Source organism: Alicyclobacillus hesperidum subsp. aegles (assembly GCF_027923525.1).
Classification (GTDB): Bacteria; Bacillota; Bacilli; order Alicyclobacillales; family Alicyclobacillaceae; genus Alicyclobacillus; species Alicyclobacillus aegles.
Genome location: NZ_BSBJ01000006.1, coordinates 40,603 through 65,215, shown reverse-complemented (window position 1 = coordinate 65,215; position 24,613 = coordinate 40,603). Strand labels below are relative to the sequence as shown.

The window sequence follows — 24,613 nt, the reverse complement described above, 5'->3', positions numbered from 1 at the left end:
TCGACATTATAGCACGTCCCCGCACACGTGACGGCGGCGCGGAGCACCGCCATGTGACACGTGTATGAACTTCGCTCCGAGCGCCCCATGAAAGACCTAGACGTCTGTTCCGCCGCTTTGTGCACGCTCTAAATCCGACTCCAACAGCGTCCACAATTCGTCGAGACCCAAGCGCTTTTCCGCAGAGATGGGATAGATTTCGACCCTTGTTTGCAAGGCGTCGCGAATGTCTCGAACCTGTTTAGGGATTTGCGATTTCCCGACTTTGTCCAACTTCGTGGCAACGACGGTGACCGGCACATCAAGCTCCAACAAGCCCGCGTGTATCGCCACATCGTCCTTGCTTGGCAAATGGCGAATATCAACTAATTGAAGAATGCGGACGAGCGGTTTGCGCTCGAGGAGGTAGCGGTCAATCATCTTGGCAAACAGTTCGCGTTCGCGCTTGCTCACTGCAGCATAACCATACCCTGGCAAGTCGACAAAACGAAAAGCATCATTGATCCGGAAAAAGTTAATCTGCCTCGTTTTCCCTGGCTGTGCCGATACCCTTGCGAGTGCCTTACGGTTGAGCAAACGGTTGAGCAACGTCGATTTACCGACGTTGCTCCGTCCTAAAAAGGCAAACTCGGGCAAGCCGTCATCCGGCCACTGTTGCGGCCGGACGGCACTAATCTCAAATTCTGCACTACGCACAATCACTGGTGTGCTTCTCCTCCACCGTAGCTGCCGCTCTCGCTCAGATCGGCCAACCAAGCGCTGTGATCCAGACCGTTTGCTGGAGCGTCAAGTGGATTGTCGACGAGCGCGATCGCGAGAACCTCATCCATGTGGGAAACCGGTCGAAACTCGACCTGTTCTCGCACCACCGACGGCACATCCTCAAGATCTTTCACGTTGCCTTTCGGGATGACAATCGTGCGGATTCCTGCCCGGTGCGCGGCGAGGCTCTTCTCTTTCAAGCCGCCGATGGGAAGCACGCGTCCACGCAACGTGATTTCTCCTGTCATCGCCACGTCGCGTCGCACCTTGCAGTTCGTCAGCGCCGACGCGATCGCGGTAGCCATCGTGATGCCCGCAGAAGGCCCATCTTTGGGGATGGCGCCCTCCGGAACGTGGATGTGCAAATCCACCTTTTCATGGAAGTCGACCGGAATGTGTAACGCCTTCGCTCGAGACCGCACGTACGATAGCGCCGTCTGTGCACTTTCCTTCATCACATCGCCCAGATGGCCCGTCAACACAACTTTGCCCGAGCCGGGTATCACAGACACTTCCACTGTCAGCATGTCACCGCCAAGCTCGGTCCACGCCAGGCCTGCGACGACGCCCACCTGATCCACTTCCTCGATCTCGCCAAACTCGTATCGATGCGGTCCTAAAAAGGACTGTAGGATAGTCGAGGTCACAACGACACGCTTGCTTTCCCCTGCCGCAATCATGCGCGCAACCTTACGACAAACCGTGGCAATCGTGCGATCGAGCTGGCGTACGCCAGCTTCGCGCGTATAATGCCGGATGAGCTCCATCAGCACGTCATCGCCAATTCGCATCTTATCCCCTTTGAGTGCGTGGCGCTCGCGTTGGCGGGGAAGCAGATGATCCCTTGCGATGTGCAACTTCTCCAACTCCGTGTAGCCGGACAGTTGAATGACTTCCATTCGGTCGCGCAACGGACCTGGTATCTGGAACACGTTGTTTGCGGTCGTGATAAACAAGACGTCGGACAAGTCGTAAGGCATTTCAATGTAATGATCCGAAAAGGTCGCATTCTGCTCCGGATCGAGCACTTCCAGCATAGCGGCCGCGGGATCGCCACGGAAATCGCTCGCCATTTTATCGATCTCGTCGAGCAAAAATACGGGATTGACCACTTCGGCCTGCCGCATACCTTGAATGATGCGCCCTGGCATGGCGCCGATATAGGTGCGCCGATGGCCACGGATTTCCGCGTCGTCGCGCACGCCACCAAGCGACACGCGGACGAATGGGCGCTTGAGCGACTTCGCAATCGAACGCGCCAAAGACGTCTTACCAACGCCTGGCGGACCGGCCAAACAGATGATGGGCCCCGACTGCTTTTCCGTCAGTGCCTGCACAGCAATAAACTCAAGAATACGTTCCTTGACCTTTTCAAGGCCAAAGTGTTCCTCGTTGAGAATCCGCTCCGCCCGCGCGATATCCGCTTGCGTTTTGGCCTTTTCCGTCCAGGGCAACGCCAATACCCAGTCTATGTATGTCCGTGCCACCGTACCTTCGGCCGATGCGGTTGGTATCCGTTCAAGCCGCGCGATTTCCTTATCCACTTTCTCGTACACAGCCGGCGGGAGCTTTTTCTTGGCAAGTTTCTCACGCAGTTCTTCAATCTCAGCTGTACGGCCCTCTTTGTCCCCCAATTCGCGTTGGATGGCCTTCATCTGTTCGCGCAGATAGTACTCCTTCTGCGTCTTTTCCATCTGCTTGCGCACGCGTTGATGGATCTTTCGCTCAAGCTCAAGAACTTCGCGCTCATCCGACAAGATTTGCAACAATCGTTCCAATCGCTCTTGGATGGAAAACGCCTCTAGGATGTCCTGCTTTTCACGAACTTTGAGCGGCAGATGTGACGCCACAGCATCGGCGAAGCGGCCGGGGTGATTGATATCCACCACCGCTGCATACGTCTCTTGATCAAGCTTGCGCGACAACTTGACGTACTGCTCAAATTGCTGCGACACTGATCGCATCATCGCTTGTAGCTCGGCGGTCACTTTGACCTCGTCCTGCTCTTGATGAGTATGGACACGAACCGAGAAGAATTCATCTTCCGTGACAAACGCAAGGATCTCCGCCCGACACAACCCTTCGACGAGAACGCGGATTGTGCCATTGGGCAACTTCAACATCTGTTTTACACGAGCCAGCGTGCCAACTCGATACAAGTCACTCGTCGTCGGCTCGTCAATTTGACCATCTTCTTGGGAAGCAAGGACAATCAAGTTGTCTTCTACCATCGCCTCTTCGAGTGCTCGCACCGAGCGCGGACGCCCTACGTCGAAGTGCAGCACCATCGAAGGATAAACGAGCAACCCGCGGAGTGGCAACAACGGGTACACATCTCTGGACTGCCCGATGTCGGTATGATCTGTTGCCATGCCCCCACCTCCGATTTTCACGCTCTCCCCGCTGGAATGGCCTTATTGTACAGAAACGGATCGGCCAAGTCTAATTGGCAAGGGTCACTGCGCTGAAGACAGTGGTTTGTTGATGGGATTTGCCACAATATCGCCCAAAAACCGCTCTGTATCTTCTTCTAAAGCGCCAACCAAAGAGAGCTTTAGCACGTCTTCCAGTCGCTCAACAGGAACCACCTGAATATCTTCAATCTGCCGGAATGTCTCCTGCCAGTTGGCCTTTGGAACCAGCACGATCTTCGCGCCTGCTTCCACGGCAGCCATGACTTTTGCAGGCACGCCGCCAACAGGGCGGACAGACCCCAGAATCGAGAGTTCCCCGGTCATCGCAATCGTATTCAACACGGGCTGCTTGCGCACGGCGGAATAAATCGCAACCGCCATCGCCACACCTGCGCTTGGCCCGTCGACCGGCATACCCCCCGGAAAGTTGACATGAATATGATAGTCCTCAACGCGTATACCATACAGCCGATGCAACGTCGTCAGCACGTTTTCTAACGAGGACTTTGCCATACTCTTTCGCTTCATGCTTCGCTCGCGACCACCAATCGTCTCTTCTTCAACGAGACCCGTGATGGTCAAGCGACCGTCGCCATTCGCAGCCGGAGCCGCGGTAACTTCAATTTCCAGCAAAATACCGGACTGCGGACCGTAGACGGCTAAGCCATTGACGACGCCGATCTGCGGTTTGTCGGCAATTTTCTTCTCAGGCCGTGGGCTCAGATGACTGAACTGGACGACCCACTCGATGTCCTCAATAGAAATTTCATCGCGACCTTCCATCATCGCCACGCTTCCGGCTACTTGGACAAGGTTTACGGCATCTCGTCCATTCGTCGCATACTCCGTGATAGCCTCGGCCACACCTTCACCGAGCGGCATGCCAAGTTTGCGTGCTGCACCTGTGGCGACTTGGTCAATCTCGTCGCGGGACAAACTGCGGAAAAACACCTCAACACAGCGCGATCGCAACGCAGGTGGCAACTCCTCCGGCGAGCGTGTGGTCGCCCCAATCAACCGAAAGTCGGCTGGCAAACCGTTTTGAAAAATATCGTGGACATGAACCGGAATGTTATTATCCTCACTGCTATAGTACGCACTTTCCAAAAAGACCTTGCGATCTTCCAGAACCTTCAATAGTTTGTTCATCTGAATCGGATGCAGTTCTCCTATTTCGTCAATGAACAATACGCCCCCATGTGCCTTGGTCACCGCACCTTGCTTAGGCTGCGGGATACCCGCGATCCCCATTGCACCAGCACCCTGATAAATCGGATCATGGACTGATCCAATAAGTGGATCGGCAATACCGCGTTCATCAAAGCGAGCGGTTGTCGCGTCCAACTCGATGAACTTAGCATCAGACTGAAACGGCGAAGTTGGCATCCGCTTGGCCTCTTCCAGGATCACGCGTGCCGCAGCCGTTTTACCAACCCCAGGCGGACCGTAGATAATCACATGTTGTGGATTCGGACCACAGAGTGCTGCCCGCAGGGCGCGAATACCATCCTTTTGACCAATGATATCGTCAATCGCGGCGGGTCTAGTCCGTTCAGCGAGTGGTTCAGAAAGCGAGATCGAACGCAATCGGCGGAGCTTTTCCAATTCCTTGCGAGATTCACGTTCAATGGCGTGCTTGTTGTGATTCTGTGTTTTCAATAGGTTCCAAAAGTAAATGCCGATCACGAGCGCAAAAAACACTTGAATGGCGGCAAGTATACTCGCTGTCATCACAATACCCTCCCATGCCTTGCTGCTCTTTGCAGTATTGCCCGGGAGAATTTGTAGTAAACGAAAAAACCGGAACCTCCGTCGAAACGGTTGGTTCCGGTTATGAATCGCTATCGACCTTACGCGGTCTCCTCCGACTTATGCTTAAACGGTATCGAACTTCCGTCCTTCTTCAAGACGATAGGCGAATCTTCGCGCAATGCGGCGGCCTTCGTAATGATGCACTTCTGGATGTCATCGCGCGAGGGCAGTTCATACATCACATCAAGCATAATCGCTTCGATGATGGCACGAAGCCCACGTGCCCCCGTGCCGCGACGGATTGCCTCTTTTGCGATGGTTTCAAGTGCATCCTCATGGAATTCCAACACCACATTGTCCATGTCAAGCAGCTTTTGGAACTGCTTGACGAGCGCATTCTTCGGTTCGGTGAGAATTCGCTTAAGCGCCTCTTCATCAAGCGCATCAAGCGTTGTCACAACCGGCAGACGGCCAATGAATTCCGGAATTAGACCGAACTTCAGCAGATCTTCCGGCAAAACATGGTGCATAATGGCGGTATCCTTTGTATCTTGCGCCAAATTGACACTGCCAAATCCAATCACCTTACTGCCCAAACGCCGTTTGATGATTGGCTCGATGCCATCAAACGCACCACCGCAGATAAACAAAATATTTGTCGTGTCAATCTGAATGAATTCCTGATGTGGGTGCTTACGCCCGCCCTGCGGCGGCACACTCGCCACAGTGCCCTCCAGAATCTTCAGCAATGCCTGCTGCACGCCTTCGCCCGACACGTCGCGGGTGATAGATGGGTTTTCCGACTTGCGCGCAATTTTATCGATTTCGTCGATGTAGATAATCCCGCGCTCCGCCTTTTCGATATCGTAATCGGCCGCCTGGATCAGTTTCAACAGGATATTTTCCACGTCTTCACCGACATATCCCGCTTCTGTCAACGATGTCGCATCCGCAATGGCGAAAGGCACATTGAGAATGCGGGCGAGCGTCTGTGCTAATAAAGTCTTACCGCTACCCGTCGGCCCAATCAACAAAATATTGCTCTTAGCCAACTCGACATCGTCGTTCTTTTGCGTTCCGGCGTTAATGCGCTTGTAGTGATTATATACCGCAACGGACAGCGAACGCTTCGCCTGCTCCTGCCCAATGACGTACTGATCCAAAATCGCTTTGATTTCAGTGGGCTTCGGAACGTCCTTCAATTCAAAATCGTCTTCTTCACCCAGTTGCTCTTCGACGATTTCGTTGCACAATTCGATACATTCGTCGCAGATATAGACACCGGGTCCAGCGACCAACTTGCGTACCTGCTCCTGTGTCTTGCCACAGAAGGAACACTTCAGTTGGCCCTTTTCCTCGTTAAATTTGAACATTCCTCGTTCCCTCCCCAATTCGAGGTTACCACACCCACCGTCCGAGGCAAAGCACAATCCCAAGCAACGAGTCGCTCACGGAGTACCCAGGACCTCGTCGATCAAACCGTACGCCTTCGCTTCGTCGGCCGACATGAAGTTATCGCGATCCGTGTCGCGTTCAATGACTTCAAGCGGTTGACCCGTCCGCTCAGCCAGAAGTCGATTGAGTTTGTCTTTCGTCTTGAGCATCCACTCAGCATGAATTTGAATGTCAGACGCCTGACCCTGGACTCCCCCAAGCGGCTGGTGGATCATGATTTCAGCATTCGGCAATGCATAGCGTTTTCCCTTCTCGCCCGCAGCCAACAAGAAAGCACCCATGCTCGCTGCCATCCCGACGCACATGGTCGAAACAGCCGGACGAATATGCTGTATTGTATCATATATGGCCAGTCCCGCGGTGACAGAACCGCCGGGGCTGTTGATGTACAGTTGGATGTCCTTTTCCGGATCATCAGCCGCCAAAAACAAAAGTTGGGCGACAATCGCATTCGCTACGTTGTCGTCAATTGCCGTTCCAAGTAATACGATGCGATCTTTTAACAGCCGCGAATAAATGTCATACGACCGCTCCCCACGGCTGGTTTGTTCAATGACGTACGGAATCAGACTCATACCCCGGCCTCCTTTTGCAATTCACGCTATGTGCGGGACAAGACAAGGCATCACACCTTGTCTTGTTGTCAGTCCATCTTTCAGTTTTCTTCAGACTTTCACAAATCACACGACCTTGCAATGATCCACCAATAGTTGTATGGTCTTGCGGGTCTTCAACTCGCCCTGGAACGATGCCAAACCGGGATCGCGCATATTCATCAACTGACGCACACGCTCAAGCTCCAATTGCGTATTGTCTGCGATCTTCTGCAATTCTGCCTCAATGTCCTCAGATGTAACCTCGACATTCTCCGCGTTTGCAATCGCCTCAAGCACCAAGCCAATGCGCACAGATTGCTCTGCCGCCTCCCGGTACTGGTCTTTAAGCTCATCCAGAGTCAACCCAGTAAACTCGAGATATGCATCGAACGGAATCTGTTGCATTTGCAGCTGTTGAGCAAAGTGACCAAGTTGATGCTCAATCTCATGCTCTACCATAACCGCTGGAAGTTCAATCGTCGCATTAGCCGTAGCTTTTTTGACGACCTCATCTTCAATATATCGATCATGCTGAACTTTTGCCCGTTCTTCCAACGATTTGCGCAAGTCAGCCTTAAACTCGTCCACCGTCTGAAACTCGCTGATTTCCTGTACGAACTCGTCGTTCAATTCGCGTAGCACGCGACGCTTAATATCGTGCAGCAACACATGAAACTTCGCGAGTTTTTCACGCAAAGACTTGACGTGATAATCGTCAGGGAACGTGACCTCAATATCGCGTTCCTCACCGGGTTTCATACCGATCAGTTGCTCTTCGAACCCCTTAATTAAGGCGTTGCTCCCAATCTCCAATTGGAAATTCTCCGCTTCGCCGCCTTCAAACTCTTCGCCGTCGATGGTGCCCTTGAAGTCAATACTGACCGTATCGCCGTTCTCCACTGCACCATCTTCAATCACTTCAATTTGGGCATGGCTGCGCAAAATGCTCTGCAATTCTTCTTCAACGGTCTCATCTGTCACATCGAACGACTTGTCCTCGACTTCGAGCCCTTTGTACTCTCCCAGTTGGACTTCCGGCTTGACCGTGACCGTAGCTTTAAAAATGAACGGTTTGCCCGTCTCCACCTGCACCACATCGACGGCAGGTTGATCCACCGGTTCGATCCCTGTCTCAACGACGGCCTCCTGATACGCTTGCGGCAACAGGATATCGACCGCATCCTGATACAGAGACTCCACACCAAAACGAGCTTCAAACAGTTTGCGCGGTACCTTACCCTTGCGGAAACCAGGCACGTTTACGCGCTTCACCACGCGTTTAAACGCTTCATCCAGAGCCTTCGCAAACCGTTCGCTGGCGACTTCGACCTCCAGCACACCCACATTCGCCTCGGTCTTTTCCCACTTAGCCGTCATCCATCATTTCCTCCTAACAGTCCTCGCAACCGTCGGACCGGCAGCTTTCAATATCACTCACGATTTCAGGCGGAGTAGCCCACCTACGGCAAATCACGGTTATCCAGACAACGCACAAATATCATATTTGCGAATCGAGCACCCCTGTCGGGATGCTCAAGCATTGGCCACCGTGGCGTCCCAGGAGGGATTCGAACCCCCGACCCACAGCTTAGAAGGCTGTTGCTCTATCCAGCTGAGCTACTGAGACATGGAGCGGGTGATGGGAATCGAACCCACGCTACCAGCTTGGAAGGCTGGAGTTCTACCATTGAACTACACCCGCACGCGTAACTCCACCTATGATAGTTTAGTCGATTCCGCCATTGATATCAAGATAGGTCGAATGAGTTCAACTGCCTTCGCGCGATGGGAGTATGCAGCTTTCTCTTCCATGGACATCTCTGCGAAGCGACGCCCTTCGCCATGTGGTGTGAACAGCGGATCGTAGCCAAAGCCATGTGTGCCCCGCGCAAAGTCGTGGACGGTCCCGGTCACTCGTCCCTCGACGGCGCCGATGACACCATCTGCGTTGGCAAACGCGACAGCACATGCAAAGTACGCCTCTGCCGACGAAATCCCTTTCTCGTGCATGCGTGCAATTAGCTTAGCATGATTCGCGAGATCATCGCCGTGTTTTCCACCATAGCGCGCTGAATAGATCCCTGGTTCGCCATTGAGTTCGGGTACAACCAAGCCAGAATCGTCCGCTAACACCATAGCACCGAGTTGTCGCGCATAAAACAGGGCTTTTTCCTGGGCAATCGCAAGAAACGTCGTCGCAGTCTCAGGCGCTTCAGGCAATTCCGCAGGCAGGGGCAGAAGCTCAGCCAGGATATCTGCGAGTAGCAACCGAAATTCCTCAACCTTATGCACATTCTTTGTGGCAATGAACAATCGCATCATTTATCAGACCATCCTTAGGGATTCACCATGCGCTCAATTGTCACGACGAGTGGAGCATCCACATGTTCAACCGCTGCAGCCACCACAGGTTCCGCAAACCAGTTGGCGAGTGCCACCTTCAAACTGGCTGAGTCCCCTGATGTGAGATAGCGATACATAGGTTTGGCAGAATCTGTATTACGAAGGTTGCGCTCGGCAAGCAACCTTGCCACGTGAGCCGCCGTCGCATCGGCCGACGAGATGACCTGCACCGCGGCACCCATCACACGTCGGATGATCGGTGCAAGCAACGGATAATGGGTGCAACCGAGCACCAAACTGTCGATATCACTGCCGGCCAGAGGCTTAAGCGATTGGCGGACGACAGCCTCGACGTGATCCCCATCCAATTGGCCCCGTTCAACGAGTGGCACAAACAACGGACAAGCCAACTCATGTACAACGATGTCAGGCGCGATTGTACAGATGGCCTTCCGGTAAGCGTGGCTCGAGACGGTCACGGATGTCCCGATGACACCGATACGACGATTGCGCGTCGCCCTGACTGCCGATAAAGCCCCAGGAGCGATCACGCCGACGACCGGAATCGGGAGTCGCTCTTGAAGATTGTGCAAGGCGACCGCTGTTGCCGTATTACACGCGACGACCAACAATTTAATGCCGCTAGCAAACAGATAATCTGCAATTTCTTCCGAAAATCGAATGACTTCCTCTGGCTGACGGTCGCCATACGGACAACGAGCACGATCTCCAAAGTAAACCACAGACTCATGTGGTAAGCGCTCTTGTATAGCACGCATCACTGTTAAACCGCCAATGCCCGAATCGAACACACCTATCGGCAGCCGCGACGTTTCCAAGGTATGTGCACTCCTCACGCTGATCTCAGGTGTCGATGAGCACCAATCGCTACGACCTGCAACACGCCGTAGGCTGGCGCCTACTGATTAGCCATATTCGTCAAAAGCAGTTCGAGTGCTTCTAAAATTGTCTTGCGCGTCGAAACGTCGACATGGCTTAATATAGTATGTAAATAGGCGCGGCGAGCACGAAGCACTTCTTCAATAATTTGTGCCCCCGGCGGCCTTAATTGAACGCGCACAACGCGACGATCCACCAAGTCCCTTTGTCGGCAGACGTAGCCAGCCTTTTCCAATCGATCCACCAAGTCGGTCGTCGTGCTATACGCGAGATACAGCTTGGACGACAACTCACCAATCGTCAGTTCCCCCTCGTTGTTGAGTGCGATGAGAGCATCGAACTGCGGCGAGGTAATGTCGTGTTCTCGCAATAAAACACGGCCCTTGCGGCGGACAGCAGCTGCCACTAAGCGAAGGGACTTTTCAATTTCCTCAACGTACTCGTTGAACTCCACCAAGCCTTGTCCACATCCCGTCCATGCTTGCGTCCAGTAAATAGTACCACTCAGCAATTTCGACGGTCAACGGACAAATCTCGACATGAAGTTCACTGCCAAATAAGACGCTGAACACCCCTACCTAAGTAGGGGTGTTCGGATCAAATCACAAGCTCACCCAATCGAACCAATTCGACAACCGCTTGCGACCGGCCTTTGACGTTCAGCTTTTTCATCACATTCGAGATATGGTTGCGAACCGTCTTCTCACTGACGAACAGCTGCCCGGCGATCTCTTTGGTCGTCTTATCCTGAACAAGGAGTTCAAATACCTCCCGTTCCCGATTTGTAAGCAGCGATTTTACGCGCGCGTCCTTGGCAGGTGCCATCCCCTTATCCCTCCTTGTCGAGTAATACAAGAGCGGGATACAGTCAGGGTATAGTATGACACCTCGTAAGCGAGCGTTCCGCGACGTATCCGGGATGGGCGGCTGGCAGCCAATCACGCCAAGCCTTCTCCCTCCCTTTACCCTTTCCTTCGTGCCTTTATCGCTCCGGCCAATTGTTGCAGTCCTTGTTCGAGCAAGGCGCGTGGACAAGCGATGTTCATGCGTTGGAAGCCCTCACCTTCCCGACCGAATAGGTGGCCCTCGTTCAAGCCTAGGCGAGCTTCTTCAATCAAAAACTGATCGAGTTCTTTCGGACTCAACCCCAGTGCACGAAAGTCGAGCCATACCAGATACGTTCCTTCCGGCCTGAACATGCGCACTTCGGGAACGTTTTGTTGTAAAAATGACTCCATAAAATCGAGATTGCCTGCAAGGTAATGCAACAAATCATCCAGCCAGTTTTCACCGTGGTTGTATGCCGCAATCATCGCCTCAACGCCAAATACATTTAACTCCGCCATCGCGGCGCGCGCCGACGCAGTCTGGTACTTGCGCCGCAAATCGCCATCTTCGGCGATGATGTAAGCAGTATTCAGCCCAGCCAAATTAAAGGTCTTGCTCGGAGCCGCACACGTGATCGAGCGAGTCGCCAAGCTTGGATCCAGCGACGCAAACGGAATGTGGCGATGTGGCGCAAAGACGAGATCCGCATGAATTTCATCAGCCACCACGAGCACATCGTGACGTAGACAAATCTCACCGACCCGCCTGAGTTCATCCTCTGTCCAGACGCGCCCCACAGGATTGTGAGGAGAGCACAAAAACATAATCTTGGCCTGACGCGCCTTCTCCTCAAGGTCTGCAAAATTGATTTCATAGCGACCGTTACGTTCCACGAGTGGATTTTCAATGACAGTTCGATTCCAACTCGCAATCGTCCGCTTGAATGGGTGATATACGGGCGGCTGGATCAGCACACCTTCTCCTGGTTCTGTGAAGGCCTGGACGATCACGGATAATGCAGGCACCACCCCTGGTGCGGGGACAATCGCTTCAGGCGCAATGGTCCACTTGTGCCTGCGCTGCATCCAAGACACGATACTGTCGACATAGGCTTGAGACTTAATGGTATACCCATAGACTCCATGTTGAACGCGGCGCATCAACGCCTCTTGTACGGCTGAAGGCGACGGAAAATCCATATCAGCAACCCACATGGGCAAAACATCTGTGCGGCCAAATCGCGAGGCCAAGGAGTCCCATTTCGAGGCCGCGGTATTCCACCTGTCAATGACTTGATCAAAATCGTATGACACGCTGCATCCTCCGTTCACCCGCCTGCGCACTGGGTGATCCATCCGCATCGGCGGTTCATACCAACACATCTACTCTATCACAAGCACCTCGGATAGTGTCTTTCTGCCGGAAGGAAGCGCTAGAAAAATGGAGAATTTCCTCTTGCGTATTGACGCGACATTCTCTAATTTTAATTTAAGGGGTCGGAAAACAAGGTTTTCGGTTTGCCACCTCTACGTTCCGATTTCAAGGAGGTCGTACCATGGCAAAGGACGTACTTGTCACAACAGAGTGGGTAGCAGCCCACAAAAATGATCCCAACGTACTTCTCGTAGAAGTCGATGTCGACACCAGCGCATACGAAAGTGGTCATATTCAAGGCGCTATCGCGTGGAACTGGACGACCCAATTGAATGACCAAGTTCGCCGCGACATTCTGAACCACGAACAGTGGGCGGAGCTGTTGAGCAATAGCGGCGCAACGCCAGAGACGCTCATCGTCCTCTACGGCGACAACAACAACTGGTTCGCTGCATTTGCTTATTGGCAATTGAAGATCTTCGGTCACGAGAACGTCAAACTGATGGACGGCGGCCGTAAAAAGTGGGAACTCGAAGGTCGCGAACTCGTCAAGGAAGTTCCGTCGCGCACGAAAACGCAATACCCTGTTCCAAACCGCGATCTCGACACTTCCATTCGCGCTCGCCAGATCGACGTTTTGAATTCGCTCAACAAGGGTAATGTCGCTCTGGTCGACGTCCGGAGTCCACAGGAGTTCACAGGCGAAGTCATCGCACCTCCCGGCATGACGGAAACAGCTCAACGCGGCGGTCACATTCCGGGCGCAGTCAATGTACCGTGGGGCAAGGCTGTCAACGAAGACGGCACCTTCAAATCGGAAGCTGAGCTTAAGCAGTTATACGAATCGGTCGGCGTTACCCCTGACAAAGAGGTCATTGCATATTGCCGCATTGGCGAACGGTCCTCACATACCTGGTTCGTCCTTCGCGAGTTGCTTGGCTTCCAAAACGTCAAGAACTACGACGGATCGTGGACAGAATGGGGCAGCATGGTAGGGGTGCCCATTGAGCGATAAGCACACACTCTATCGCGCTGACGCGCAACCTCCGGCAAAGCGCTTGCTTGAAGCCATGACGTCCAAACAGAAGCCTGATATAGCGCAATTGTTTTTTGATGCGAGCGTGTTGAATGCGTATCGCGAGCGCGACGGTTTCCGTATCATCCGCACGGACACGTCTGGCAGGCTGAGTAAGCCGGGTGGCTGGAGCGTCGATTTCGGTATCAGCGGCGAAGGCGACCGGTATATACATATCCCGGCGCACGCATGGGTGCATCGCATCCCGGTCGAAGAGCAAGCGCATTGGCTAGAGTACGCCTTGACACTGCCGCTTAGCGACAACTTCGTCCGCGGCGTCGTTCGCCCCGGCTGCATAGATGACGGACCCATTCGCAACTGGTAAGGTATTAGGGGAAGCCTTTGGCACAGGCCGCGGCTTCCCCTCTCCGTATATGCCAGCGAAAGCAGGGCGGATAGGGACCATACCCGCCCGAGAAAGGATCGAGTTTCATGCGCGAAAGCGTCCCGCTTTACAAACAATTAAAAGCCGAGCTGTTATCGAAAATTCGCAACGGAGAATGGGAAGCAGGGCAGCAACTTCCGTCGGAAGCGGAACTGGCAACCTTGTTTGCCGTAAGCCGGACGACGGTTCGGCAAGCTGTGGGCGATTTGGTCAGCTCGGGATTTGTCATACGCCGCCAGGGCAAAGGCACGTATGTGGCAGAACAGGCCTTTCATTCCACAGCCACCACACTATACGGATTTGCGGAAGAACTGAGAGCAGCGGGATACGAGGTCAATATTGTTCTTGATCGCCTTGAAGAACGGGAGTGTCCAGAGGATGTTGCCGCCATCTTACGGCAAAGCAAAAACCGACGTATTCTGTATGTCGAACGGACGGCACACGTCGACGACCTGTGCTATTTTCGGGAGACTTCGTACATTGTCCCCCCTTATCACATCGACCTCGCCAAGGTGATTAGCCAACGTTTGGCGTACGATTACATATATGGATTTTTTGAGCAAAACGGTGTGAGAATCAACTCAGGTAATCAGACGATTTCGGCAGAACTTGCAGACGAGACGGACTGCAGCGTCTTTCAACTCGAACCTCCCGCTGCCGTGCTTGCAATCGAACGTATCACGCGTGACGAGTCTGGTGCAGCCGTCGAGTATTCCCATGTTCGCTACCCTGCCTCTCGCTATCGCCTTCACCTCAACCTCCTTCGACACACGGACTAATTCGACCTATACAAAAGACACGGCCTTCGTTACAATGGTCGTGTTGAATCTTACTTGTTATGATGTCATAACAAGTATATGCATAGTGACCATAGAATTGGCGAGCTGACACCAGGTTTGCTTGGCTTTGGATCGCCGCACGCGGTAGGTGACCACGATGCATTCACATGTAAAAGGTCGTACAGTGTTGCACCGATTTCCCCTTAAAGCTGTTTCCTCGAGCCCCCATGGCGTCTGGTTTGTGGTAGGTACAGTCTGCCTCGGAGCCTTCATGGCGGCCCTTGACGCGAGTATCATCAGCATAGCCTTACCAAAACTGGAACAGTCATTTCGAACAACGATGGCACAAATCGAATGGGTCAGCTTGATTTATTTGCTCGCACTGGCGGGTTGTATCGTGACATTTGGGAGACTGTCCGATATTTTGGGTAGAAGGCCGATGTATACCTTTGGCTTTTGCGTGTTCTTGGTCGGATCTGCCCTCTGCGGCGCGGCGTGGAGCTTGCCATCCCTCCTCGCTTTTCGCGTGCTTCAAGGCATAGGCGCTGCCATGCTGCAGGCCAACAGCGTTTCCATAATCACCGCAGCGACCGACGCAAGCCGCCGCGGCCAAGCCATCGGCTTTCAAGCGCTCGCGCAAGGACTTGGTCTGAGCTTGGGGCCGTTATTGGGCGGTGTTCTGACACACATGGGATCTTGGCGTCTCATTTTCTATATGAACGTTCCCGTCGGCATTGTCGGGATCTTATCGGCCATTCTTTGCCTCCCGCGCGATCGCGATGGTCAATCTCACCCAGCATTCGATTGGGCGGGATCTATCACATTGGCCGGCATGCTTGTGGCGACAATGTATGTTTTAAAAGAAGGATTTCGCCCACATAGCTCCATTGGGGTGACCGCGTGTATCGTTCTGGGAATTGTCCTGCTCGGAGCACTTTTCGTGACTCTGGAGAGAAGGCACAGCTCGCCCTTGATTTCTCTGGCATACATCGAACGTCGCCTCATATGGCTCGGCAATCTCAGCTCTATCCTCGCATTCAGCGTCATGTACGCGATCACGCTGCTTGTACCGTACTGGTTCGTGCATATCGAACATCGCTCGTCAGCCATCGCTGGGCTTCTACTGACAACCTTGCCCATCGGTATGGCACTTTGCACACCGTTTGCCGGGCGTCTGGCAGACAAATGGTCACAGCAGCGTGTCGCCGCAGTCGGCATGGCTGTTGCAGGGATTGGGTGTGTGTTGCTCACGTTGTATGCGTATCGCACCCCCATTTTTCTCTGCGGCCTTTTCTGCATCGGATGTGGCGTCGGAGCGTTCACCCCTGCGAACAACGCCCGCGTGATGAATGCCACGCCGAAACACGACCTCGGCGTGGCTGGCGGAATCCTGAATATGTCGCGCACTCTCGGCATGGGGGTCGGCGTCACGATAGGCGGATTGAGCGTGGAATTGCTAACAGCCGCATTGGGTCAGCATGCCGTCGCAACGGCATACCGCGGCAGTTTCATTGTCGCCGCAGTTTTCGCCTTGGTGGCGCTCATTCTCAGCCTTGTGCCAGCCCCGACGTCGACAGATGTTTAAATAGCGGATCGACTCTGTCTTCAGCAATGGCCTTGGCTTCGCACTCCGGTGTGCAGAAACCATGCCGCTCCACTTCACAAGCAAAGCAACATAAGTGCTGACGATGGCAATCTAAATATGCGCAATTGATATAGCGATCACATGGTTGACCACAGTGACTGCAGCGGGAGATCACTGTATCCTCTTCCGTTTGGTTGATGCGAACGGCTATCCGATTGTCAAACACATAGCACTTCCCATCAAAGAGGTGACCCTTGACTTCTGGGTCTTTGGCATAGGTTACAATGCCACCATCCAGTTGATATACTTCGTCAATGCCTTCGCGCATGAGGTAGCCAGACAGTTTCTCACAGCGAATGCCGCCCGTGCAGTAGGTTAGAACCTTCTTGCCCTTCCACTCATCCTTATGCTCTGCAATCCACTCCGGGAATTCGCGAAACGTGCGGATGTCTGGACGTATCGCATTGCGAAAGTGGCCGATGTCGTACTCGTAATCGTTTCGTCCGTCGATCACGACGACATCTTCCTCCTGTAACATGGCATGCCACTCTTTGGGCGACAGCCGTTTCCCTGTTAATTCCCACGGACGAACCTGGTCTTCGACGCCAAAGTGAACGATCTCGCTTTTGTGCCGCACGGATAGCCTGGGAAACGCATGGTCCTCCGCTTCGTCGACTTTGAAGACCATATCGGCAAAGCGCTCATCGCGATGCATGAATTTTCGATATGCCTCGGTCGCCCGTTTTGGGCCGGAGAGTGTGCCGTTGATCCCTTCATGTGCGACGATCACACGTCCACGCAAACCCAACATCTCACACAGTTGTAGTTGCTCCGCAACCAAAGCATCCGGATCATCAATCGGAATGAACTTATAGAACAGCAAAATTTCGTATGACATGCAAATGCCTCCTTTACATCTTATACACGGCAAAGGCCGAGGCCCGCCAACGAGCCCCGGCCCATCTCTTGATTCCTGACATCCGTGCGTTTACTGTGCAGAAGAAGAACCGCTTGCCGTTGCCCCGCCGCCAAGCGACTGATCCACTTCATTCGGACTCATGATCAACCAACGGCCATTGATCTTTTTCAGATACAACACGCCACCCTGTTCACTGGAAAACTGAACTTGCGCAATATCGCCTTGCTGGCCCGTAAGTGCATACGAAGTCTCCGCTGGATCGAGCGAAACGTACAGATTGTACAACGACGCATGCCAACCAGGCGTGTTTTGGAACGTGGGCGTCATCAGATTACGCGCCTGGGTAAACTCTTTTAACTCCACAAATCCGATAAAGCGCCGCACGGTATTTACCGGCGTGTTGCTGGTTTGGTTATCGATGGTCGGACGCAACAAGAAGTAGCTCCCGAAACCGAGGATCAACAGCGCCACGATCAGAGTGACAAATCCACGCGTCTGCGCCCGCTGCCGACGCCTTTGCGCCTGAGTATTCATCGGCGAACCCCCCGCTTGAAAATCAAGGCACTGCCCCGGCAACCCGCATAGCGCGAAGGCCAGGGCAATGTTTCACATTATTTACGCAGCCAGGCGCCAAGTGCGTGGTACGTAACCTGTCGATTCATGGCCGCGATCGACGTCGTCAGTGGAATGCCCTTCGGGCACACTTGGACACAGTTTTGGGCATTGCCGCATTCGTGAATACCGCCCTCGCCCATCAAGGCTTCCAGCCGGTCTTCTTTGTGCATCGCACCGGTTGGGTGCATGTTGAAAAGACGGGCTTGCGAGATGGCAAACGGTCCGATAAACGGGTTTTTGTCATTCACATTCGGACACGCCTCAACGCATGCGCCGCACGTAAAACAGCGCGACAGTTCGTACGCAATCTGTTGATCCCGCTCCGACATGCGCGGTCCAGGGCCGAGATCATACGTCCCATCGATCGGAACCCAAGCCTTGATCTTCTTCAACGCGTCGAACATGCGGCTACGATCCACCACGAGATCGCGAACAACGGGAAACGTACGCATCGGGCGGATCCGGATGGGCTGTTCGAGTTTGTCGACGAGAGCCGAGCAAGCCTGCCGCGGCCTGTTGTTAATGACCATGGTACACGCGCCGCAAATCTCTTCAAGACAATTCATTTCCCAGGTCACAGGTGCCACAGGATCGCCATTTTTGTTGCGAGGGTTGCGCTGAATCTCCATCAGGCAGGCGATCACGTTCATACCCGGACGATATGGAACGACAAATTCTTCGGTGTATGGATCGGATTCCGGGCTGTCTTGGCGTTCAATGATCAAGTGCACCGTCCGCGTTGTTTCCATCGTTTCCGCTGTCGTGCTCATTCTTTGGTCGCCTCCTTGCTAACCGCATAGTTGCGTAAGCGTGGCTTAATCAGGGAGACATCGACGGCTTCATACGAAAGCTTTGGACCATCAGGCGTAAATTCCGCAATGGTGGTCTTCAGGAAGTTTTCATCATCGCGATCCGGAAATTCTGGCTTGTAATGTGCACCCCGACTTTCATTACGATTGAGCGCACCCAAGGTAATCGCCCGCGCCATAATGAGCATATTCTTCAAATGGCGAGTAAACTGAGCTACTTGGTTCTCCCAGCGCGATCGATCCGACATATTGATCCGTTTGAACCGCTCTTGCAGTTCCTGAATCTTTTCGTCGGTCTTCTGCAGCCGTTCATTAACGCGCACGACCGTAACGTTGTCGTTCATCCATTTACCCAGTTCGCGGTGGATCTGATACGGATTTTCGTCGCCTTCCATACGCAGAATCCCCTCGAACTCGTCTTCATATTTCTTGCGATACGATTCGAACAACGACTCAGGCAAACTATCCGTAGCCTTACGTAGATTCTTCGCATAGCGAACCGCGTTGGGCCCCGCAATCATGCCACCGTAGATGCACGACAACAAGGAGTTTGCACCCAAACGGTTGGCACCGTGGTACTGAAAGTCCGCTTCGCCTGCCGCGAACAGCCCGGGGATGTTTGTCATTTGATCGATATCCACCCAAAGTCCACCCATTGAGTAGTGCACAGCCGGGAAGATACGCATCGGAACTTTGCGCGGATCATCACCTACGAACTTCTCGTAGATATCCAAAATATTTCCCAATTTGACATTCAGCACATCAGCCGGAATGTGCGACAAGTCAAGGTAAACCTGATTTTGGCCGTCCACACCGAGCCCCATCTCGACACAGACTTTATGGATGGCACGCGTTGCAATGTCGCGCGGCACCAGGTTTCCGTACTCTGGGTACATCTCTTCGAGGAAATACCAAGGCTTTCCGTCTTTGTACGTCCAAATGCGGCCGCCCTCACCACGAGCTGACTCTGACATCAACCGTAGTTTGTCGTCGCCTGGGATGGCGGTCGGGTGGACCTGGATCATTTCCGGATTGGCGTACTTGACGCCCTGCTGATACAGCTCTGACGCGGCGGATCCCGTATTGATCATCGAGTTCGTGCTCTTGCCAAAAATGAGACCATTGCCGCCCGTACACATGACAACTGCGTCCGCCTTAAAATAATGAACTTCCATCGAACGCAGATCCTGTGCACAAATACCGCGACAAACCTGTTCATCATCGAGCACAGCTCCGAGGAAATCCCAACCCTCGTATTTTTCGACTAGGCCGGCCACCTCGTAGCGGCGAACCTGCTCGTCCAGCGCGTACAACAACTGCTGCCCTGTCGAGGCCCCGGCAAAAGCTGTACGGTGATGCTTCGTACCACCAAAACGGCGGAAGTCCAGCAATCCTTCGGGCGTGCGATTAAACATAACCCCCATGCGGTCCATCAGGTGAATAATGGCTGGAGCCGCCTCACACATGCCCAAAACCTGCTGTTGGTTGGCGAGAAAGTCGCCGCCATAAATCGTGTCGTCAAAGTGTTCCCACGGGGAATCGCCTTCCCCTTTGGTATTGACCGCACCATTGATACCGCCCTGTGCACACACCGAGTGCGAGCGCTTGACAGGCACCAGGGAGAACAGTTTAACCGGCACACCGGCCTCAGCGATTTTGATGGTTGTCATCAAACCTGCCAAACCGCCGCCGACGACGATGATTGTCTGATTAGCCACGCAGAATCCCTCCCATGCTCCGTGGTTCCTGCACGTTTCAAATACCTACAAACTCATGCGGAATGCGTGAATGCGATAATCGAAGCCACGCCCATCCCCGCGAGGACGACGAACACAATCATCGTGACCCATGCGGTGATCCGCTGTGCGCGAGCGCCCACGGTGATGCCCCAGTGGATGCAGAACGACCAAAGACCGTTGGCGAAGTGGAACGTCGCGGCGACCACGCCAATGATCATGAACCAGAAATAGGCCGGGTTGCTGACGAGATTGTGCACCATGTCATAGTTCGGTGCATTCCCGGAAAACCGCGTCGTCCAAAGGTGGAAAATAATAAACACGAACGTGATGACGCCCGTCACCCGCTGCAACACAAACAGGATATTGCGGCCGAACGAAAACCGATTCGCGTTGTACCCCGACACAAATGCGACGTACAGACCAAATACCCCGTGGTAGGTGATTGGCAGAAAAATAAAGACAAACTCGATGAAATGCAACAGCGGCAGCGTCTGAATCGCGTCGACCGCGTCGTTGAACGCCGCCGGACCGCGCAATGCTGTCGCGTTTGTGAACAGGTGCTCCAACAGGAAAAGCCCAACCGGGATCACGCCAGACAACGTATGCAAACGCCGCCACAGGAATTCCCGATTTTTGTGCGCTGCTTGGGCCACCGCCACAAAGGTTCCTCCCTTCGACTCCTAGCCAGTTCATATGTATCGGCAGCCTTCTGGCCGCCTTGCCGGATAGGGTACAGATTTCTGGTTCGAGACTCCACATGACTGGGGAACATCGGTTCTCGAACCTGCTTTGCACTTTTTAAATTGTAATGATTGGCCATCGTAGAATCAAGAAAGCGGTGCCTTAGAAGAAGCATCCTGTCGAATATTCTTGTTTCGCTCGTTTAGCACCGCGCGCAAATGCTTGACGATCTCGCTCGCCAATTTATCGCCAATCCCAAGGCCTCGAAATTCATCCAAATCAGCATCCGCCATCGCCTTAAGACTTCCAAACTTGCGCAACAGCGCCTTTTTACGTTCAGGGCCAACCCCCGGGATGTCGTCAAGCGCCGACGAAAACCCTGTCTTTCTGCGCTGCTGTCGGTGAAACTCGATGGCGAATCGATGCACCTCGTCCTGTATGCGCTCCAACAGGTAAAAGGCCTGGCTGTGCCGATCCAGGGCAACAGGAATCTCTTCGTCCATAAAAAAGAGCTGACTCGTCCGGTGCTTATCGTCTTTCGCCAAGCCGCAAACTGGAACGTCGAGGCCGAGTTCGCCTTCGATCACCGACAATGCAGCCGCAAGTTGACCACGCCCACCGTCGATCACGATCAGATCTGGCAAAGGTTTGCCTTCACGTTGCAGGCGCGTATATCGTCGGCGAACCACTTCCCGCATGGATTCGTAGTCATCGGGCCCGGAAACCGTCTTGATTTTGTATTTCCGATACTCTGATTTCGCCGGTTTGCCATCGATAAAGACGACCATGGCCGCGACGGCGTCCGCCCCTTGGATATTGGAGTTGTCAAACGCCTCAATTCTGCGTGGCGCTTCAATGGCCAAGGCATTCCCGAGTTCTATGACGGCCCCCAGCGTGCGATCCATGTTCTTCTCCATCAACTGGATCTTATCTGACAGTGCTTGTCGGGCGTTTTCGCAAGCGAGATCGACAAGGTCTCGTTTCGGACCGCGCTTTGGCTGAATAACCTTGGCATCGAGCACCATTGCCAAAGCCTCTGATGGCACACCATCCGGCAAGAGCACTTCCTTGGGCAAATCGGCCCGCTCGTGATAAAACTGTTCGACGTACGACATAAAGTCGGTCAGCGGTTCATCGTAGTGTGGCATGATCGCGACGGAGCGTTCGATGACCTTGCCGCTGCGAACATAAAATACCTGGATGCTCAAGAGGCCCTTATCTTCTGCATAGCCGAACACGTCGCGATCGACGCGGTCTGCGGTCGTCATCTTTTGTTCTTCCATGACCTGTTCGATGTGCCGGATCAGATCGCGCAGTTCAGACGCGCGCTCAAATTGCAGCGCTTCCGCCGCGGCCTCCATTTTCGCGGTCAAATCCCGCACAACGTCCTGATGACCACCACTCAAAAAATGTGTAATTTGCTTGGTCATCTCCTGATATTCCGTTGCGTCGACTGTGTACACGCACGGTGCAAGGCACTGCTGAATGTGATAGTACAAACAAACCTGCTTCTTGAGCGTTTTGCATTTGCGCAACGGATACAGTCGATCCAATAATCGCTTTGTTGCTTGCGCGGATGTGGCACTTGGATAGGGGCCGAAGTACTTGGCTCCATCGCGCTTGACCCGCCGTACGATTTGCAATCTCGGATGCGGTTCATTGGTCAATTTGATATACGGATACGTCTTGTCGTCGCGCAACATAATGTTGTACGGAGGCGTGTGCTGCTTAATCAGGTTGCACTCGAGGATTAACGCCTCAGCCACCGTGTCCGTCACGATGTACTCAAAATCACAGATGTTCGAAACCAGAGCTTGTGTCTTGCGATCATGTGATCCTGTAAAGTACGACCGAACGCGATTGCGCAAGATCTTTGCCTTCCCGACATACAAAATCTCGCCCTTGCCGCCCTTCATCAGGTACACCCCTGGGCGCTGCGGCAACAATTCCAATTTGTCGCGGATCATTTGGTTCATCCAATCACCCCCCTCACTGGACGGCTGCGATGACAAACTCCGGACCGCCCTTGCCCGATTGTACCCACAAGACATAGGAGCCACATGTCGAAAATTGTTGCAGAGGCGTTTGTAACTGCATCGGCTTTGCCGTGCCGCCAGATTTGACCAACGGCGCCATGGTCAACTGCAGCCCCCTCCCAGCATTCGGTGTCGTCTCGAGCCACCATAAAGTACCGGAGGCACCTTCTGCAACGTAATGCGGTTGCCCGTCGACCGGCGGTCCCTGATAGCGCGTGACCTGCCCGCTTAGATTGATGCCATACCACGTCGATCCGCTGTTTGCAGAGGCGCGTTGAGGCTTGCCGACAATTCCTTGAAAGACTAGCCCATCCCCGACGACGCTGGGCCCTTGCATAAACCCGAAAGCTGCCGGTATCTGCCGCACCTCGGTCCAGGCTTGCGCCGGACTGCGGCCGACCAATGTATACTCGCCGATGGGCGTACCTATCCACGCACCATCTCGATACATTCCCGACTGGACAGCAATTTGCCCGTGTCCAACGGCGACGACAGCCGACGTCGATGGCTGTTGCGGGATCGACTTGACCAGTGCCGAACGTCCGTTCGCCAATAACAAAGAGTAGATCTGTTCGTCACTGATGCCGCCTGGCGCACGCCAGTTCGCCAGCAGCACAAGCCACCCCGGAATCGCCACAAGCGACCAGTTGCTCAACTGCCATGCCGATTCTTCGACGCCCGAGACGACCGGGGTCACAAACGCCAAGGCGTAACGGCGGCTTGGCGTCGCCAGTGAGCCTGGTGTTTGTAGCGGATAACGGCGCACCGCAATGGCGTAAGATCCGTTACCATACTGCTGAATACTTCCGAGAAACAACGAACCTGCCCCCACTGTTGCATGCGTGAGATCGACTTGTTGGCCTTGCGCCAATGAGTACAAACCCTTCAGTTTAAGCGGTAGCGAGTCAAACTGGATAGCCGCAGCCGTCTTGTCCTGGACGTGCGTCGACAGTTTGGCGCCGTAAACCGATTGCCATTCGCCAAACCCACCGTACACGGCAAGCCCCACACCGACAAGCGCCAGTCCTGCCGCACCAATTCGCACAAACCCCGGCCCGCGATGGTGCCGCAGCGCTTCATCAAACGCGATATTCGCGCGCATGACTTGTACGGCGCGAACGAGCAATGGCCGCGGAACGCCAATAGCAGCTTCGGCGACCTCGGGCAACGCGGCCGTTTCGCCCGACTCGGGCCAGTCGTCGAGATCGTGCGAATCGTCCAGAGCCTCACCGACGTCAATATGTGGTACCGTGGCCGCCTCCACTTGTTGCAAACAACGTTCGATCACGCTGTCGGGCAGCGTCTGCACCTCGGAGCGCCGGATTGTACGAATGGCGACGACAAAGACCTGTAAAAACGCGTCCTCGGCCTTCACGCGGTCGTTATATCGATTCCAGAGTACTTCCCAAACCTGTGCGGCGAAGCGCTCGAGCAAGCGCTCGACCAACTGCCTGCGTTCACTGCCACTTAACCGCCTTTGCACACCGCAGCTCCTTCTTCCCGTTCCAGAATTCCTAAACCATCATACCGAACCCTCGTCGGAAAGGACAGGACCAGCAATCGCCA

The 24,613-nt window shown here is 53.9% G+C and carries 22 protein-coding genes and 2 tRNA genes; 4 read left to right on the top strand and 20 right to left on the bottom strand.

The genetic code is table 11. The annotated features are described in order from the left end of the window. Positions 1-96: 96 nt before the first annotated feature. From yihA to QMF38_RS04745, 13 genes are all read right to left on the bottom strand, one after another. Positions 97-702 carry a ribosome biogenesis GTP-binding protein YihA/YsxC gene (yihA, locus tag QMF38_RS04805; RefSeq protein WP_058094563.1) on the bottom strand — a complete coding sequence of 202 codons (606 nt, stop codon included), beginning with the start codon at positions 700-702 and terminating at the stop codon, positions 97-99. Next, the gene (gene lon, locus QMF38_RS04800; RefSeq protein WP_058094564.1) at positions 699-3,134 is read right to left on the bottom strand and encodes an endopeptidase La; all 2,436 of its coding nucleotides are present in this window, start codon (positions 3,132-3,134) and stop codon (positions 699-701) included. The genes yihA and lon overlap by 4 nt, the downstream gene beginning before the upstream one ends. Positions 3,135-3,218: 84 nt before the next feature. After that, the gene (lonB, locus tag QMF38_RS04795; protein WP_058094565.1) at positions 3,219-4,907 is read right to left on the bottom strand and encodes an ATP-dependent protease LonB; all 1,689 of its coding nucleotides are present in this window, start codon (positions 4,905-4,907) and stop codon (positions 3,219-3,221) included. Between the two features lie 119 nt (positions 4,908-5,026). After that, positions 5,027-6,301 carry an ATP-dependent protease ATP-binding subunit ClpX gene (gene clpX / locus QMF38_RS04790; protein WP_040289259.1) on the bottom strand — a complete coding sequence of 425 codons (1,275 nt, stop codon included), beginning with the start codon at positions 6,299-6,301 and terminating at the stop codon, positions 5,027-5,029. Positions 6,302-6,376: 75 nt separating this feature from the next. After that, positions 6,377-6,958: an ATP-dependent Clp endopeptidase proteolytic subunit ClpP gene (clpP, locus tag QMF38_RS04785; protein WP_006446713.1), complete on the bottom strand. Its 582-nt coding sequence runs from the start codon at positions 6,956-6,958 to the stop codon at positions 6,377-6,379. A gap of 105 nt (positions 6,959-7,063) precedes the next feature. Next, entirely contained in the window at positions 7,064-8,356 is a 1,293-nt protein-coding gene (tig, locus tag QMF38_RS04780; RefSeq protein ID WP_006446714.1) for a trigger factor, read from the bottom strand. A 173-nt stretch (positions 8,357-8,529) separates the two neighbouring features. Further along, positions 8,530-8,606, bottom strand: a tRNA-Arg gene (locus tag QMF38_RS04775). 1 nt (position 8,607) lies between these two features. Continuing rightward, a tRNA-Gly gene (locus tag QMF38_RS04770) sits at positions 8,608-8,681 on the bottom strand. A 14-nt stretch (positions 8,682-8,695) separates the two neighbouring features. Further along, positions 8,696-9,301 carry an RdgB/HAM1 family non-canonical purine NTP pyrophosphatase gene (gene rdgB, locus QMF38_RS04765; protein WP_281758832.1) on the bottom strand — a complete coding sequence of 202 codons (606 nt, stop codon included), beginning with the start codon at positions 9,299-9,301 and terminating at the stop codon, positions 8,696-8,698. Between the two features lie 14 nt (positions 9,302-9,315). Then, complete coding sequence (gene murI, locus QMF38_RS04760) at positions 9,316-10,161, bottom strand: glutamate racemase (protein WP_040289260.1); 846 nt, start codon at positions 10,159-10,161, stop codon at positions 9,316-9,318. 80 nt (positions 10,162-10,241) lie between these two features. Beyond that, a complete protein-coding gene (locus QMF38_RS04755) occupies positions 10,242-10,676 on the bottom strand; it encodes a MarR family winged helix-turn-helix transcriptional regulator (protein WP_237716434.1) in 435 nt (144 codons plus the stop codon). A 143-nt stretch (positions 10,677-10,819) separates the two neighbouring features. Next, positions 10,820-11,047: a helix-turn-helix domain-containing protein gene (locus tag QMF38_RS04750; RefSeq protein WP_006446718.1), complete on the bottom strand. Its 228-nt coding sequence runs from the start codon at positions 11,045-11,047 to the stop codon at positions 10,820-10,822. A gap of 137 nt (positions 11,048-11,184) precedes the next feature. Beyond that, positions 11,185-12,405, bottom strand: coding sequence for a MalY/PatB family protein (locus QMF38_RS04745; protein WP_052012287.1), 1,221 nt, complete (start codon positions 12,403-12,405; stop codon positions 11,185-11,187). A 200-nt stretch (positions 12,406-12,605) separates the two neighbouring features. Between QMF38_RS04745 and QMF38_RS04740 the strand changes: the two genes are divergently transcribed. From QMF38_RS04740 to QMF38_RS04725, 4 genes are all read left to right on the top strand, one after another. Beyond that, positions 12,606-13,439, top strand: coding sequence for a sulfurtransferase (locus QMF38_RS04740; protein ID WP_006446720.1), 834 nt, complete (start codon positions 12,606-12,608; stop codon positions 13,437-13,439). Further along, positions 13,429-13,824 (top strand): hypothetical protein, encoded by a 396-nt coding sequence (locus tag QMF38_RS04735; RefSeq protein WP_006446721.1) that lies wholly within the window; start codon positions 13,429-13,431, stop codon positions 13,822-13,824. The genes QMF38_RS04740 and QMF38_RS04735 overlap by 11 nt, the downstream gene beginning before the upstream one ends. Before the next feature lie 107 nt (positions 13,825-13,931). Beyond that, positions 13,932-14,663: a GntR family transcriptional regulator gene (locus QMF38_RS04730; protein ID WP_281758831.1), complete on the top strand. Its 732-nt coding sequence runs from the start codon at positions 13,932-13,934 to the stop codon at positions 14,661-14,663. 157 nt (positions 14,664-14,820) lie between these two features. Next, entirely contained in the window at positions 14,821-16,248 is a 1,428-nt protein-coding gene (locus tag QMF38_RS04725; protein WP_040289263.1) for an MFS transporter, read from the top strand. Here QMF38_RS04725 and trhO read toward each other — a convergent pair. The 7 genes from trhO to QMF38_RS04690 all read right to left on the bottom strand — a co-directional run bounded on the left by trhO (position 16,211) and on the right by QMF38_RS04690 (position 24,530). Continuing rightward, positions 16,211-17,146 carry an oxygen-dependent tRNA uridine(34) hydroxylase TrhO gene (gene trhO / locus QMF38_RS04720; RefSeq protein WP_040289264.1) on the bottom strand — a complete coding sequence of 312 codons (936 nt, stop codon included), beginning with the start codon at positions 17,144-17,146 and terminating at the stop codon, positions 16,211-16,213. The genes QMF38_RS04725 and trhO overlap by 38 nt on opposite strands. Before the next feature lie 90 nt (positions 17,147-17,236). Continuing rightward, positions 17,237-17,701: a hypothetical protein gene (locus tag QMF38_RS04715; protein ID WP_006446725.1), complete on the bottom strand. Its 465-nt coding sequence runs from the start codon at positions 17,699-17,701 to the stop codon at positions 17,237-17,239. 77 nt (positions 17,702-17,778) lie between these two features. Next, positions 17,779-18,552: a succinate dehydrogenase iron-sulfur subunit gene (gene sdhB / locus QMF38_RS04710; RefSeq protein WP_040289265.1), complete on the bottom strand. Its 774-nt coding sequence runs from the start codon at positions 18,550-18,552 to the stop codon at positions 17,779-17,781. Further along, positions 18,549-20,309, bottom strand: a complete 1,761-nt coding sequence (gene sdhA / locus QMF38_RS04705) for a succinate dehydrogenase flavoprotein subunit (RefSeq protein WP_074692579.1) — start codon at positions 20,307-20,309, stop codon at positions 18,549-18,551. The genes sdhB and sdhA overlap by 4 nt, the downstream gene beginning before the upstream one ends. 53 nt (positions 20,310-20,362) lie before the next feature. Further along, positions 20,363-20,989: a succinate dehydrogenase cytochrome b558 subunit gene (locus tag QMF38_RS04700; protein WP_006446728.1), complete on the bottom strand. Its 627-nt coding sequence runs from the start codon at positions 20,987-20,989 to the stop codon at positions 20,363-20,365. Positions 20,990-21,157: 168 nt separating this feature from the next. Further along, positions 21,158-22,987 (bottom strand): excinuclease ABC subunit UvrC, encoded by a 1,830-nt coding sequence (gene uvrC, locus QMF38_RS04695; protein ID WP_058094576.1) that lies wholly within the window; start codon positions 22,985-22,987, stop codon positions 21,158-21,160. A gap of 13 nt (positions 22,988-23,000) precedes the next feature. Next, a complete protein-coding gene (locus tag QMF38_RS04690; RefSeq protein WP_058094577.1) occupies positions 23,001-24,530 on the bottom strand; it encodes a hypothetical protein in 1,530 nt (509 codons plus the stop codon). Between the last annotated feature and the right edge of the window lie 83 nt (positions 24,531-24,613).